The organism is Pseudomonas spartinae, assembly GCF_965197125.1.
Classification (GTDB): domain Bacteria; phylum Pseudomonadota; class Gammaproteobacteria; order Pseudomonadales; family Pseudomonadaceae; genus Aquipseudomonas; species Aquipseudomonas composti_A.
Map to the genome: position 1 here is coordinate 229,216 of NZ_CBDAMB010000006.1, position 13,990 is coordinate 243,205.

A 13,990-nucleotide genomic window follows, 5' to 3' on the forward strand; every position below is an offset into this window, starting at 1 on the left:
ATCCCCAGTCCACTTGTCCAGATATGCGCAATCAGCACTCGCTGAGGCCTTCACGAAAGCGCAGCACCACAGCCTTGAGCTGCTGCCGCCAGGCATCTACGTCGTCCAGGCTCAACTCGACAGGCTCCTCACCGACGCTGACAGCCGTGATCAGGGGCATGGACGGATCGACCTTGGCCTTGGGCGCCTCGCGCGGCGGCTGGAACAACGCGGCATAGGCAGCGAGCAGCTCAGCCAGCCAGGTTTCACGCTGCTGCGCCAACTCGACCAGTTCAGCCAGCTCGGGACTGGGCGCGCCATCGAGCACGACCTGCTGAACGAACGACTCGACACGCGAGGGCGCGTCGTCGCTCATGCGGTAGTAGCCGGCAATCTCATGGCACAAGCCGAGAAGCCCACCGTACAGGTGAAACAGCGCGGCCTCGCGCTCGGCCTGTACCAGCGCCTGCACATTGAACGCCGAGGAAGCCTCGGCCTTGCGCCAGTTATCCAGAGCGATACCGGCGAAGAAGATCTTCTGATTGGTGCGGGTATAGATTTCTTTGGCCATTGCGGCGCCCTCCACTACAGATCGAGCCATGATACGCGCGCCAGCGGGAGCTGACGCGCATCTCGTCCAGGCATTCAGAGCGCCGCTTACGACGCCAGAGCGACACGCAGCTGATCGTGAGCCAGCGCTAGCGCTTGTCCTCGACCTTCCACTTGCCACCATCGTAGAACGCACGCCAGCCGGTCGGCTTGCCGTCGACCTCGGACTGCACGTATTGCTCCTTGGTCTTGCGGCTGTAGCGAATCACCGCAGGGCGACCGTCCGGATCCTTCTGCGGAGCCTCGCAGAGGAAGTGGTACTTGGGGTCGATCTCATGCTTGTGCGGGACGATTTCCAGCACCAGCGGCGCACGGGTCTCACGGTTCTTCGGGAACTGGCTGGCAGCGAGGAACAGACCCGAGGCGCCGTCGCGCAGCACGTAGGTGTCGTCCACCTTCTCGCACTTGAGCTCCGGCATCTCCACCTTGTCCATTTTCGGCGGCGCGGCTTCGCCGTTCTTGAGCAACTTGCGGGTGTTCTTGCAACTGGCATTGGTACAGCCGAAGAACTTGCCGAAACGGCCGGTCTTGAGCTGCATCTCGCTGCCGCACTTGTCGCACTCCAGGCTCGGCCCTTCGTAGCCCTTGATGCGGTACTGGCCCTGCTCGATCTCGTAGCCCGTGCAGTCCGGGTTGTTGCCACAGATGTGCAGCTTGCGGGTTTCATCCAGCAGGTAGGCATCCATGGCCGTGGAACAGATCGGGCAACGGTGCTTGCCAAGCAGAACCCGCGATTCGGACTCGCCCTCGTCGTCTGCAGCGATCTCGTCGCCCGGCACCAGGTTGATGGTGGCCTTGCAGCGTTCCTTCGGCGGCAGCGCATAGCCGGAGCAGCCGAGGAACACGCCGGTGGAGGCGGTACGAATCATCATCGGCCGGCCGCACTCGCGGCACGGAATGTCGGTCAGGGTCGGCTGGTTGGCACGCATGCCGCCCTCGCCGGCTTCGGCCGCCTCGAGCTTCTTCTTGAAGTCGCCGTAGAACTCGTCGAGCAGATGCTTCCACTCACGCTCACCCTGTGCCACGTCGTCCAGACGCTCTTCCATGCCAGCCGTGAAACCATAATCCATCAGGTTGGCGAAGCTCTCGTCGAGACGCTCGGTGACGATGTCGCCCATCTTCTCGGCATAGAAGCGGCGGTTATGCACCGTCACGTAGCCACGATCCTGAATGGTGGAAATGATCGCCGCGTAGGTGGACGGCCGGCCGATGCCGCGTTTTTCCAGCTCTTTGACCAGGCTGGCTTCGGAGTAACGCGCCGGCGGCTTGGTGAAATGCTGGCTGGGGTCGAGCTGGATCAGCTTGAGGCCTTCACCTTCCTTCATTTCCGGCAGGACGTCGTCCTCACCCGGCTTGCTCTGCTGCGGCAGCACACGGGTATAACCGTCGAACTTGAGGATGCGGCCCTTGGCACGCAGCTCGAAACTGCCAGCGGCCACGGTGACGCTGGTGGACAGGTATTCGGCCGGCGGCATCTGGCAGGCCACGAACTGGCGCCAGATCAGGTCGTACAGGCGCTCGGCATCGCGCTCCATGCCGGACAGCTGGGTCGGGCGCAGGTTGACGTCGGACGGACGAATCGCTTCGTGCGCCTCCTGAGCGCCTTCCTTGCTCGAATACTGATTCGGTTTGCCCGGCAGGTACTTGTCGCCGTACTCGCTGCCGATGAAGCCGCGCACCATCTCCACGGCATCGTTCGACAGGTTGGTCGAGTCGGTACGCATATAAGTGATGTAGCCAGCCTCGTAGAGACGCTGAGCCATCATCATGGTCTTCTTCACGCCGAAGCCGAGGCGATTGCTCGCGGCCTGCTGCAGGGTCGAGGTGATGAAAGGTGCCGATGGCTTGCTGCTGGTCGGACGGTCTTCGCGCTTGACCACGCTGTAGCTGGAGGCCTTGAGCTTCTCCAGCGCGGCCATGGCCTGCGCCTCGTTGACCGGCTTGAAGGCTGAACCGTCTTCGCGCACCACCTCGAAGCGCACCTTGGCGTTCTTCGCGGTACCGAGATCGGCGTGCACTTCCCAGTATTCTTCCGGGACGAAGGCACGGATTTCCTTCTCGCGTGCCACCACCAGTTTCACCGCCACCGACTGCACGCGACCGGCAGACAGGCCACGCGCGATCTTGGCCCACAGCAGCGGCGAGACCATGTAGCCCACCACGCGGTCGAGGAAGCGGCGCGCCTGCTGGGCGTTGACACGGTTGATGTCCAGCTCACCCGGCTTGGAGAAGGCTTCCTGGATCGCCTTCTTGGTGATCTCGTTGAACACCACGCGCTTGTAGCGGGTGTCATCGCCGCCGATGGACTCGCGCAGGTGCCAGGCAATGGCTTCCCCCTCGCGATCCAAGTCGGTTGCGAGATAGATGGTGTCGGCATCCTTGGCCAGACGACGCAGTTCGTCGATGACCTTTTCCTTACCGGGCAGGATCTCGTACTTGGCTTTCCAGCCGTGCTCGGGGTCGACGCCCATGCGGGCGAACAGCTGACGTTTGGCCTTTTCCTTGGGCGACAGTGCAGGCACCTCACCAGCAGCAGCCTTGCCACGCTTGGCAGGCTCCTTGGTGGCGCTTGCCGAGCCGCTGGTAGGCAGGTCACGGATGTGGCCGATGCTCGACTTCACCACGTACTGGTTGCCCAGGTACTTGTTGATGGTCTTGGCCTTGGCCGGGGATTCCACGATGACCAGCGATTTGCCCATGGATCAGAAAATTCCTGAATTGCGAAATATAGAAGGCTGGGAGCCATATGAGCCTGCTCACGAGCTAGTGAGCTAGAGTGATACAAGGCAAAAACAAGCGAGGAAGCGGAGTTTACGAGTGGTAAATGAGCATTCCGAGCTTGTTTTTAACGCAGTAGCGCCGACGCGCAACAGATCGTGAACAGGTTCTAAGGCCCCGCTATATATAGTGGCGACCAAGCGAAGGTCAAGCGCAGGGACTGCGCAGTCAGACTCAAGAACCGCCGATAGGGCTGACTTCAGCCTGAATCAAAGCAAAGCGTGGAACGCGCTTGCCGTCCACCTCGACCTCTTCACAGAACATGCTGAGAGGCCGCACCCAGAGGCCGAACTCGCCGTACAGCGCCTGGTAGACCACCACTTCTTCCTCGTTCTCGGAATGACGCGCCACACCGAATACACGGTACTGCGGGCCTTTGTAGTGGCGATAGAGTCCTGGCTGCAACTGCATGAGCGGTTCCCGAAATAAAAAGCCGTAAAAAGCAAAACCGGGGCACTGGGCCCCGGTTTCTGTCGCCTTGCGCTTAAACGCGTTCGAAGACGGTGGTGATGCCTTGGCCAAGGCCCACGCACATGGTGGAGACACCCAGGGTGCCGCCGTTCTGTTTCATGACGTTGAGCAGGGTACCGGAGATACGGGCTCCGGAACAACCGAAGGGGTGCCCCAAGGCGATCGCGCCGCCGTGCAGATTCACCTTCTCTTCCATCTTGTCGAGCAGCTTCAGATCCTTCAGCACCGGCAGGGCCTGGGCTGCGAAGGCTTCGTTGAGCTCGACGAAATCGATGTCAGCCATGCTCAGACCGGCACGCTTGAGCGCTTTCTGAGTGGACGGCACCGGGCCGTATCCCATGATCGCCGGGTCGACACCGGCAACGGCCATGGCGCGAACCACGGCCATCGGCTGGATGCCCAGGTCCTGAGCACGCTGGGCGCTCATGACGATCATGCAGGAAGCACCGTCAGTGATCTGCGAGGACGTACCGGCAGTCACGGTGCCACCTTTCGGGTTGAAGGCAGGTTTCAGCGCAGCCAGGCTCTCGAGGGTAGTTTCCGGACGAATGGTTTCGTCGAAATCGTACATCTTGAGGAAACCGTTCTCGTCGTAGCCTTGCATCGGGATGATTTCATCCTTGAACTTGCCTTCGACGGTGGCCTTGTGCGCCAGACGGTGCGAACGCTCGCCAAAGGCGTCCTGCGCCTCGCGGCTGATGCCATGCATCTTGCCGAGCATTTCAGCGGTCAGGCCCATCATGCCGGACGCCTTGGCGGCGTACAGCGACAGGTGCGGGTTCGGGTCGACGCCATGCATCATGCCGACGTGGCCCATGTGCTCCACACCGCCGACAACGAACACGTCGCCGTTGCCGGTCTGGATCGCCTGCACGGCAGTGTGCAGCGCGCTCATGGACGAACCGCACAGACGGCTGACGGTCTGGCCGGCACTGGTGTGCGGAATCTGGGTCATCAGCGACGCCATGCGCGCGATGTTCCAGCCCTGCTCCAGGGTCTGGTTGACGCAGCCCCAGATCACGTCCTCGACCTCGGCCGGATCGACCTTGGCGTTACGCTCCAGCAGCTTGCTGATCAGGTGCGCGGACATGGTCTCGGCGCGGGTGTTGCGGTGCATGCCGCCCTTGGAACGACCCATCGGGGTACGACCGAAGTCGACGATCACTGCATCTCTAGGATTCAGGCTCATAAATTCACTCTCGCTCTAGTCGTTGCGCGCTTAACCGAAGAACTTCTGGCCGTTGGCGGCCATTTCGCGAAGCTTGGCGGTCGGGTGGTACAGCGCGCCCAGGTCGGCGTACTTGTCGGCCAGGGCGACGAACTCGGCGACACCGATGGAATCGATGTAGCGCAGCGCACCGCCACGGAAGGGAGGGAAGCCGATGCCGTAGATCAGGCCCATGTCGGCCTCGGCTGCGGTGTCGACGATGCCGTCTTCCAGGCAACGAACGGTTTCCATGCACAGCGGGATCATCATGAAGTTGATGATGTCCTCGTCGGTGACTTCACGCTCTTCGACCACGATCGACTTCAGCAGCTCGTAGGCAGCCGGGTCGGAGACCTTCTTCGGCTTGCCGCGCTTGTCGGTCTCGTAGGCGTAGAAGCCCTTGCCATTCTTCTGGCCCAGGCGGTCGGCTTCGTACATCACGTCGACGGCGGTCTTGCCTTCCACGGCCATGCGGTCCGGGAAGCCTTCAGCCATCACGTCACGGCCGTGGTGACCGGTGTCGATGCCGACCACGTCGGACAGGTAGGCCGGGCCCATGGGCCAGCCGAACTTCTCCATCACCTTGTCGATGCGCACAAAGTCGACACCGAAGCCCAGCAGCTTGGAGAAGCCGCCGAAGTACGGGAACAGCACGCGGTTGACCAGGAAGCCGGGGCAGTCGTTGACCACGATCGGGTTCTTGCCCATCTTCTTGGCGTAGGCAACGGTGGTGGCCACGGCCACTTCGCTGGACTTCTCGCCACGGATGACTTCGACCAGCGGCATCATGTGCACCGGGTTGAAGAAGTGCATGCCGACGAAGTTTTCCGGGCGCTTGAGCGCCTGGGCCAGCAGGCTGATGGAGATGGTCGAGGTGTTGGAAGCCAGGATGGCGTCCTCACGTACGACGCCTTCCACTTCGGCCAGCACGATCTGCTTGACCTTGGGGTTCTCGACCACGGCTTCGACGACGATGTCGACGTTGCCGAAATCACCGTAGGACATGGTCGGACGGATGGCGTTGAGCGCCTCGGCCATCTTCGCCGGGGTCATGCGGCCCTTCTCGACGCGCTTGCCGAGCAGCTTGGAGGCCTCGTTCAGGCCCATCTGGATACCCTCTTCACGGATATCCTTCATCAGGATCGGCGTGCCCTTGGAAGCCGACTGGTAGGCGATACCGCCGCCCATGATGCCGGCGCCGAGTACGGCAGCCAGTTTCACGTCACGCGCGATTTCGTCGTGGTGCTTGGCCTTCTTCTTCAGTTCCTGATCGTTGAGGAACAGACCGATCAGGCTCTCGGCAACCGAGGTCTTGGCCAGTTTGACGAAGCCGGCGGCCTCGACTTCCAGCGCCTTGTCACGGCCGAAGTTGGCGGCTTTCTGGATCGACTTGATCGCCTCGACCGGTGCCGGGTAGTTCGGGCCGGCCTGGCCTGCGACGAAGCCCTTGGCGGTCTCGAAGCACATCATCTGCTCGATGGCGTTGAGCTTGAGCTTTTCCAGCTTGGGCTGACGCTTGGCCTTGTAGTCCAGCTCGCCGGAGATAGCGCGCTTGACCAGGTCCAGCGCAGCGTCCTTGAGCTTGGCGGGCGCGACCACAGCATCGACGGCGCCGACTTTCAGCGCGTCTTCGGCGCGGTTTTCCTTGCCGGAGGCGATCCACTCGACCGCGTTGTCGGTACCGATCACACGCGGCAAGCGCACGGTACCGCCGAAGCCCGGGTAGATGCCCAGCTTGACTTCCGGCAGACCGATCTTCGCGGTCTCGCTCATGACGCGATAGTCGCCGGCCAGGCACATCTCGAAACCGCCACCCAGGGCAATGCCGTTGATGGCGACGACGGTCGGTACGGCGAGGTCTTCGAAATCACTGAAAATCTTGTTGGCTTCCAGGTTGCCAGCCACCAGCTCTGCATCGGGCAGTTTGAAGTTGTCCACGAACTCGGTGATATCGGCACCGACGATGAACACGTCCTTGCCACTGGTGACAATCACGCCCTTGATCGAACCGTCAGCCTTGATTGCGTCCACGCTGGCGCGCAGTTCGGCCAAGGTAAGACGGTTGAATTTGTTGACGGACTCACCCTTGAGGTCGAAATTCAATTCGACGATGCCGCTCTCAAGAGCCTTAACCGTGATGGCTTTACCTTCGTAAATCATCAACTGATCTCCACGGTATGGAAGCTGAACAGTACACATCGGAGCCAACCGGCAGGCCAGCTCACGGCACAGCCGTCGAGCATAGCTCCAATCGGTACGACATACCCACCGACGCGATATTCGGGCTGTAGTGGCGCGCCTGACCAGGCAAACGCTCAATTCATACGCCCGTTTGATTTGGGTGTGCACACCTTCAGGGAAAAGCTGGCGCTTGTCAATTGGGCTGTTTTCGTCGATTTCTCGACGAATTCTGCAAGCCTGGTCATTCGCGGCCTTCAGCCGATTCCGATAAATAGCGTCAATGTCGAGCCATTGCGGGCGTTTTCAGGCCGGTTGCAGACACCACCGGGTGCCTAGCCAAACTGCCGGGCTCCGGGTACAGTCGTCTCACTTTCAGCTGGCATAGCGCCACCTGAAGGCAATACAAAAACAAATCGAGCCCCACGACGGGCCACACGGAGTCGCCAATGTCGAGCCGCCGTTCGCTTGCATTTCCCCTGAGCGCCCTGCTCGTTTTCTTCTTCACATTGCTGTCCCCTACCCTGCTCCACGCCGCGCCGGCCGACGACCTGCTGCGCCTGCACCAGTTGAGTCTGGCCACACAAAAGAGCCTGGGCGACTTCTACATGTACAACGGCATGGAAGGCGATCAGCGCTACGCCCGGATGATTGGCGAATCACTGCAGGAGGGCCAAGCCTACCTGGACGGTCTCGGCGAAATGCCCGGCGATGCGAGCAAAGCCCTGCGAGCGCAGCTACTGAGCAACTGGCAGAGCTACCGAAACGGGCTTCAGACGCTGATGGAGGCCATGCGCAGCCAGGGCTATACCGACCTGCAGCCGGTAGCCGACCTGGCCGAAAACAACCAGCGCATCATGGCCGTCAGTCAGCAGCTGTATCAGACAATTCAGCAAGAAAGCGGCTTCAGCGTACCGCCGCTGACCCAGAAGAGCCGTGAGCAAAGCCTGCTGATGCAGAGCATCGCGCTGGACTATGCTTCACGCAGCGCCTCGGTCGGCGCCAGCTTCTTTGGTGGCGGCGAGGAGCGCGCCATCGACGAACTGGCTGGCGAGTTTGCCAGCAAGCTGGATAACCTCAGCAACGCCGAGCAGAACACCCCGGAGATCCGCGCGGCCCTCAACGCCATCGGCACCAAGTGGCGTTACATCGAGAAATCCCTGCGCAACTACAACGAGAACACCGTACCCTTCCTGATCAGCAAGTATTCCGACAGCATCATCGACGGTCTGGAGGGCGTTGCCGCCCAGTACGCGGCAAGCCAGCATTGATGCATCAGATTCCGGCCTGCCTGGCCAACCCTCGCCCGGTGCTTGCACCGGGCTTTTCTTTGCCCATTCATGACCAGTCGCCCTATCCCGCACAATGGGGCCATACTTGGTACAGAGCCATTTGCCCCCTTGAGGAGGAGTTCACCATGCCCTATCAGCACATTCTGGTCGCTGTCGACCTGACCGAGGAATGCGACCCCGTAGTGGTACGCGCGCAGAAGCTGGCTCAGGCCAGCGGTGCCAAGATGTCCCTGGTGCATATCGTCGAACCGATGGCCATGGCCTTTGGCGGTGACGTGCCGATGGATCTGTCGATGCTGCAACAGCAGCAGTTCGAACAAGCCCGCGAGCGCCTGGACAGCTTCACCGGCAAATACCCGGAGCTGACCGCAGACCAACGCCACCTGGCTTATGGCCAACCCCGCCAGGAAATCCACCGCCTCGCCGAAGAGCAAGGTTGCGACCTGATCGTGGTCGGCAGCCATGGCCGCCACGGTCTGGCGCTGCTGCTGGGCTCCACCGCCAATGACGTGCTGCACGGCGCGCCCTGCGATGTGCTCGCCGTGCGCCTGAAAAAGGCGGATAAAAGCGCTTGAGATAGCGGCGCGACTAAAGCCCCTCCCGCACAGTAGCCACGTTGGCTCTGTCCGTGGGAGGCGCTTCAGCGGCCTTCGGCCCTATTCGAACGACTCGCCCGCGCTCATGACCAGCGGGCGGATCTTCTGCAGCTGGGTCTCCAGCGAGACCGTCATGCTCGATGACATCGAAAAGAAGGTGAGGAAGGCCTTGAGGTTGGAGTCGCCCTCGCAGGTGTCATGGATGCGCTGCCAGAAGGCCTGATTGACCAGCTTCAACTGCTGGAACAGGCGCACCAGCCCCTTCAACTCCCAATCGGCCAGACGCCCCTCACGCATATTGAAGTACTGCCGCGCCAGGTACAGCGATACCGCGCGCAGGATGAACTCCTGGTTGCTGGCAAAAGGCAGATGGTTCTGCGCCATGGGTTTCAGACGCGCCAGCACCGGACAGGCACTGGTGGCCATGATCACCCCAAGCAGCGCACGCAGGCCCTCTTCCAGACCGACATGCTTGGTGTACTCGCGCTCGGGCGTACGCACCCAGACACTGGCTTTCTTGAATGCCGGCAGGCCATGAAAGTCCTCGATCACCCGATGCAGGTCGACTGCCGCCGGACAATGGCTGAACTGCTCACGACTAAGCGGACAATTGCTGCATTGCTGATGCCCGAGCCGGGTCCAGGCCGGCGCCTGCTGCGCCTCTACGGGGTCATATTCGCGGTTCAGTTCGATCCGATAGCTGAACTGATGATTGTCGTCGAGAGTGATGCGGTACTCGATGGCCATTGCCCGTTCGTTCCTTCGTCAGCCTTCCAGTTCTGCCCAGCGCTCGAGCAACCTGTCCATTTCCTTCTGCAGGTCGTCGAGACGCGCCAATACTTCGGTGGTGATCTGCACCGGCTGTTGATAGAAGGCAGGATCAGAGACCTGCTCCTGCACAGCAGCCATTTCCTGCTCCAGAGCATCGATCTGCCCCGGAATCGCCTCCAGCTCGCGCTGTAGCTTGTAACTGAGTTTCTTCTTCGCCGGCTCGGCGCTCTCCTGCACCGGCGCCGTGGCGGCGGGAGTCGGTGTTTCGACGATGGCCGTGGCCAGCTCGGCCTTGCCCGACTTGCTTTCACCCACACCAAGCAGGCGCGGCGAACCACCCTGGCGCAGCCAGTCCTGGTAACCACCGACGTATTCGCGCACCTTGCCCTCACCCTCGAATACCAGGGTGCTGGTCACGACGTTATCGAGGAAGGCACGGTCGTGGCTGACCATCAGCACGGTGCCAGGGAAATTGAGCAGGACTTCTTCGAGCAGTTCCAGGGTTTCCACGTCCAGGTCGTTGGTCGGTTCATCGAGCACCAGCAGGTTGGCCGGTTTGCTGAACAACTTGGCGAGCAATAGTCGTGCCCGTTCACCCCCTGAGAGCGCCTTCACCGGGGTACGGGCGCGTTGTGGGCTGAACAGAAAGTCGCCCAGATAGCTCAGCACATGGCGGCTCTGGCCATCGATGGTGATGAAGTCACGACCTTCGGCGACGTTGTCGATCACCGTCTTTTCCGGTTCGAGCTGGTGACGCAATTGGTCGAAATACGCCACTTCCAGTTTGGTACCCACCTCGATCTTGCCGCTGCTCGGCTGCAGGTCACTGAGCAGCAGCTTGAGTAGCGTGGTCTTGCCGGTGCCGTTGGCGCCGAGCAGACCGATACGATCACCGCGCTGCAGGACCATGGAAAAATCCTTGACCAGGAACGGGCCACCGCTGTGCGCGAAGCTGACATTCTCAGCCACCATCACCTGCTTGCCGGACTTGTCCGCCGTATCGAGCTGGATATTCGCCTTGCCCTGGCGCTCACGTCGCTCACTACGCTCCGCGCGCATCGCTTTGAGCGCACGCACGCGCCCCTCGTTACGGGTACGACGGGCCTTGATGCCCTGGCGAATCCACACTTCCTCCTGGGCCAGACGCTTGTCGAACAGCGCGTTGGCGGTTTCCTCGGCGGCGAGCTGCTGCTCCTTGTGTACCAGGAAGCTGGCGTAATCACCGTTCCAGTCGATCAGCCCGCCACGATCCAACTCAAGGATGCGCGTAGCCAGGTTCTGCAGGAAGGAACGGTCGTGGGTGATGAACAACACGGCGCCGCCAAAATCCTTGAGCGCTTCTTCCAGCCAGGCGATGGCGCCGATGTCCAGGTGGTTGGTCGGCTCGTCGAGCAGCAGCAGATCGGGCTCGGAGACCAGCGCCTGGGCCAGCAGCACGCGACGGCGCCAGCCACCGGAAAGCTCGGCCAGGGTTTTGTCTGCCGGCAGTTGCAGGCGGCTCAGGGTGCTGTCGACCAGTTGCTGCAGACGCCAGCCATCTTTGGCTTCCAGCTCCTGCTGCACGTGCATCAGTTGCTCGAGGTCGTCATCACCCTGGATGTTCTGCGCCAGGTGGTGATAGCGCGCCAGCAACTCACCAACGCCGGCCAAGCCTTCGGCGACCACGTCGAACACCGTACGCTCGTCGGCTCGCGGCAACTCCTGTGGCAACTCGCCGATCTTCAGCCCAGGCGCACGCCAGATCTCGCCGTCATCGGGCATCTGGTCGCCCTTGACCAGGCGCAACATGCTCGATTTGCCGGTGCCGTTGCGGCCGATGATGCACACCCGCTCACCTCGCGCGATCTGCCAGGACACCCCGTCGAGCAGGGGCATGGCGCCATAGGCGAGGGATACGTCGGCAAACTTGAGCAGGGTCATGGGCATCTCCAGAAACAGGCGGCGCATTCTACCCGAGTTGCCCGCCGGCCGTTGCCGTTTCCACCAAGATGCAAGACGCAATTCCCGCGCATCCGTCGGCGCCGGCTCCGCGCATTTTTGCTGTATGTGTCCATCCGGCCCGGCGGCATTCACCGCGCCCCCATGAAACGCTAAGCTAGGGGTATGCAACGACACGGACCGTGTTGCCCCATACCTCTGCTTCCCCCCCTGGAAATGCCATGCGCAGTCGCTTTTTCTCTGTAGTTTCCTGTCTGATTCTCACCGCCACTGGTGTCGCCAGTGTCGAAGCCGCCAGCCTCACCCAGCAGCGCCAGTACTACGATGAAGCCAAGCGCGCCCTGGCCAAGGGCGACAGCGGCCCCTATCGCCAGTACGCCAGCGCCCTGCGCGATTACCCGCTGACGCCCTACCTCACCTATGACGAGCTGACCAGTCGCCTCAAGTCGGCAAGCAATGCCGAGATCGAGAAATTCCTCGCCGAGCACGGCGACCTGCCCCAGGCCAACTGGATGAAACTGCGCTGGTTGCGCTGGCTGGCCGAACGTGGCGACTGGAAGCCCTTCCTCGATCATTACGACCCGGCGCTCAACTTCACCGAGCTGGACTGCCTGTACGGCCAGTACCAGATGAGCCACGGCCTGACCGCTGAAGGCAACGCCACCGCCGAGAAACTCTGGCTGGTGGGCAAGTCGCAGCCCAACGCTTGCGATCCGCTGTTCGAACGCTGGGCTGCCAATGGCCAGCTCACCGAGCAGCGACGCTGGCAGCGCACCAAACTGGCGGTGGAAAGCGGCAACTACGGCCTGGCCAACTTCCTGATCAAAGGCATGCCGACACTCGGCGAGCGCGGCAAGCTGATGGTCGAAGTGGCGCAGAAGCCGCAACTGTTGAAGAACACCGCACGCTTCGCCCCAGCAGATGAGGCCATGAGCGACGTAGTCGGCCTCGGCCTGCGCCGCCTGGCCCGGCAAAATCCTGAAGATGCCCTGGACCTGCTCGAGGGCTATGCCAAGCGCATGAAATTTTCCTCGGACGAACAGGTCGCCATCGCCCGCCAGATCGGTCTGCGCCTGGCGCAACGCTTCGACCTGCGTGGCCTGCAGGTGATGAGCAAGTACGACCCACAGCTGCGCGACAACACCGTCAGCGAATGGCGTGCGCGCCTGTTGCTGCGCCACGGCCGCTGGGAAGAGGCGTATCAGCTGACCCAACGCATGCCATCCGATCTGGCCAGCAGCAACCGCTGGCGCTACTGGAATGCGCGCAGCCTGCAACTGGCGCAGCCCAACAGCCAGCAACCTGCGGTGCTGTTCCAGGCGCTGGCCAAGGAGCGTGACTTCTATGGCTTCATGGCGGCAGATCAGGTCAAGGCACCTTACGCCCTGAACAACCAGCCGCTGGCACTCGATCCGAAGGTGGTGCAGAAAGTGCGCAACACCGCTGGCATCAAGCGCGCCATGGAATTCCATGAACGCGGCCAGATCGTCGACGGTCGCCGCGAGTGGTATCACGTCAGTCGCCTGTTCAGCCGTGACGAGCTGGTGGCCCAGGCGCGCCTCGCCTACGAAATGGAATGGTACTTCCCGGCCATCCGCACCATCAGCCAGGCCAAGTACTGGGACGACCTGGAAGTGCGCTTCCCCATGGCCCACCGCAGCGAACTGGTGCGCGAAGCCAAGCGCCGTGACCTGCACTCGAGCTGGGTATTCGCGATCACCCGCCAGGAAAGCGCCTTCATGGCCGACGCTCGCTCCCACGCTGGCGCCATGGGCCTGATGCAACTGATGCCCGGCACCGCCAAGGACACCGCACGCAAGTTCGGTATCCCCCTGGCATCGCCACAGCAGGCGCTCAACCCGGACACCAACATCCAGCTGGGCGCGGCTTACCTGAGCCAGGTGTACGGCCAGTTCAATGGCAACCGCGTGCTCGCCTCGGCGGCCTACAATGCCGGCCCTGGCCGAGTGCGCCAGTGGCTGCGCGGCGCCAATCACCTCAGTTATGACGTCTGGGTGGAGAACATCCCGTTCGACGAAACCCGCCAGTACGTGCAGAACGTATTGTCCTACTCGGTGATCTACGGCCAGAAACTCAACGCGCCGCACCCACTGGTAGCGTGGAACGAGCGTTTCTTTGACGATCAGTAAAGGAAAAGCCCCGATCGGACC

At 61.9% G+C, this 13,990-nt stretch carries 10 protein-coding genes; 3 read left to right on the forward strand and 7 right to left on the reverse strand.

The window, feature by feature from the left end:
• Window positions 1–31 precede the first annotated feature (31 nt).
• The 5 genes from ACN8M7_RS15405 to fadB all read right to left on the reverse strand — a co-directional run bounded on the left by ACN8M7_RS15405 (window position 32) and on the right by fadB (window position 7,204).
• A complete protein-coding gene (locus tag ACN8M7_RS15405) occupies window positions 32–550 on the reverse strand; it encodes a DUF6586 family protein (RefSeq protein ID WP_490261320.1) in 519 nt (172 codons plus the stop codon).
• A gap of 127 nt (window positions 551–677) precedes the next feature.
• On the reverse strand, window positions 678–3,287 hold the full coding sequence (topA, locus tag ACN8M7_RS15410; RefSeq protein WP_490261321.1) for a type I DNA topoisomerase: 2,610 nt from the start codon (window positions 3,285–3,287) through the stop codon (window positions 678–680).
• 253 nt (window positions 3,288–3,540) lie between these two features.
• On the reverse strand, window positions 3,541–3,777 hold the full coding sequence (locus ACN8M7_RS15415; RefSeq protein ID WP_490261322.1) for a DUF1653 domain-containing protein: 237 nt from the start codon (window positions 3,775–3,777) through the stop codon (window positions 3,541–3,543).
• Between the two features lie 73 nt (window positions 3,778–3,850).
• The gene (fadA, locus tag ACN8M7_RS15420; RefSeq protein ID WP_490261323.1) at window positions 3,851–5,026 is read right to left on the reverse strand and encodes an acetyl-CoA C-acyltransferase FadA; all 1,176 of its coding nucleotides are present in this window, start codon (window positions 5,024–5,026) and stop codon (window positions 3,851–3,853) included.
• A 30-nt stretch (window positions 5,027–5,056) separates the two neighbouring features.
• Window positions 5,057–7,204, reverse strand: a complete 2,148-nt coding sequence (gene fadB, locus ACN8M7_RS15425; RefSeq protein ID WP_490261324.1) for a fatty acid oxidation complex subunit alpha FadB — start codon at window positions 7,202–7,204, stop codon at window positions 5,057–5,059.
• Between the two features lie 467 nt (window positions 7,205–7,671).
• On the opposite strand from fadB, the gene ACN8M7_RS15430 reads away from it, so the two are divergent.
• Together ACN8M7_RS15430 and ACN8M7_RS15435 are read left to right on the forward strand one after the other, a co-directional pair.
• A complete protein-coding gene (locus ACN8M7_RS15430; RefSeq protein ID WP_490261325.1) occupies window positions 7,672–8,493 on the forward strand; it encodes a hypothetical protein in 822 nt (273 codons plus the stop codon).
• Between the two features lie 146 nt (window positions 8,494–8,639).
• Entirely contained in the window at window positions 8,640–9,089 is a 450-nt protein-coding gene (locus ACN8M7_RS15435) for a universal stress protein (RefSeq protein WP_061240303.1), read from the forward strand.
• Window positions 9,090–9,170: 81 nt separating this feature from the next.
• On the opposite strand, the gene ACN8M7_RS15440 is transcribed toward ACN8M7_RS15435, so the two are convergent.
• Complete coding sequence (locus ACN8M7_RS15440) at window positions 9,171–9,857, reverse strand: DUF6901 family protein (RefSeq protein ID WP_061240302.1); 687 nt, start codon at window positions 9,855–9,857, stop codon at window positions 9,171–9,173.
• Window positions 9,858–9,875: 18 nt separating this feature from the next.
• Entirely contained in the window at window positions 9,876–11,801 is a 1,926-nt protein-coding gene (locus ACN8M7_RS15445) for an ATP-binding cassette domain-containing protein (protein WP_061240406.1), read from the reverse strand.
• Between the two features lie 239 nt (window positions 11,802–12,040).
• Between ACN8M7_RS15445 and ACN8M7_RS15450 the strand changes: the two genes are divergently transcribed.
• Window positions 12,041–13,969 (forward strand): transglycosylase SLT domain-containing protein, encoded by a 1,929-nt coding sequence (locus ACN8M7_RS15450; RefSeq protein ID WP_490261326.1) that lies wholly within the window; start codon window positions 12,041–12,043, stop codon window positions 13,967–13,969.
• Window positions 13,970–13,990: the final 21 nt, after the last annotated feature.

Excerpts from the sequence above, each read along its gene's own strand:
- fadA (WP_490261323.1), bottom strand. The coding sequence starts at position 5,026 with ATGAGCCTGAATCCTAGAGATGCAGTGATCGTCGACTTCGGTCGTACC.
- topA (WP_490261321.1), bottom strand. The coding sequence starts at position 3,287 with ATGGGCAAATCGCTGGTCATCGTGGAATCCCCGGCCAAGGCCAAGACC.
- fadB (WP_490261324.1), bottom strand. The coding sequence starts at position 7,204 with ATGATTTACGAAGGTAAAGCCATCACGGTTAAGGCTCTTGAGAGCGGC.
- ACN8M7_RS15415 (WP_490261322.1), bottom strand. The coding sequence starts at position 3,777 with ATGCAGTTGCAGCCAGGACTCTATCGCCACTACAAAGGCCCGCAGTAC.
- ACN8M7_RS15440 (WP_061240302.1), bottom strand. The coding sequence starts at position 9,857 with ATGGCCATCGAGTACCGCATCACTCTCGACGACAATCATCAGTTCAGC.
- ACN8M7_RS15445 (WP_061240406.1), bottom strand. The coding sequence starts at position 11,801 with ATGACCCTGCTCAAGTTTGCCGACGTATCCCTCGCCTATGGCGCCATG.
- ACN8M7_RS15405 (WP_490261320.1), bottom strand. The coding sequence starts at position 550 with ATGGCCAAAGAAATCTATACCCGCACCAATCAGAAGATCTTCTTCGCC.
- ACN8M7_RS15450 (WP_490261326.1), top strand. The coding sequence starts at position 12,041 with ATGCGCAGTCGCTTTTTCTCTGTAGTTTCCTGTCTGATTCTCACCGCC.
- ACN8M7_RS15430 (WP_490261325.1), top strand. The coding sequence starts at position 7,672 with ATGTCGAGCCGCCGTTCGCTTGCATTTCCCCTGAGCGCCCTGCTCGTT.
- ACN8M7_RS15435 (WP_061240303.1), top strand. The coding sequence starts at position 8,640 with ATGCCCTATCAGCACATTCTGGTCGCTGTCGACCTGACCGAGGAATGC.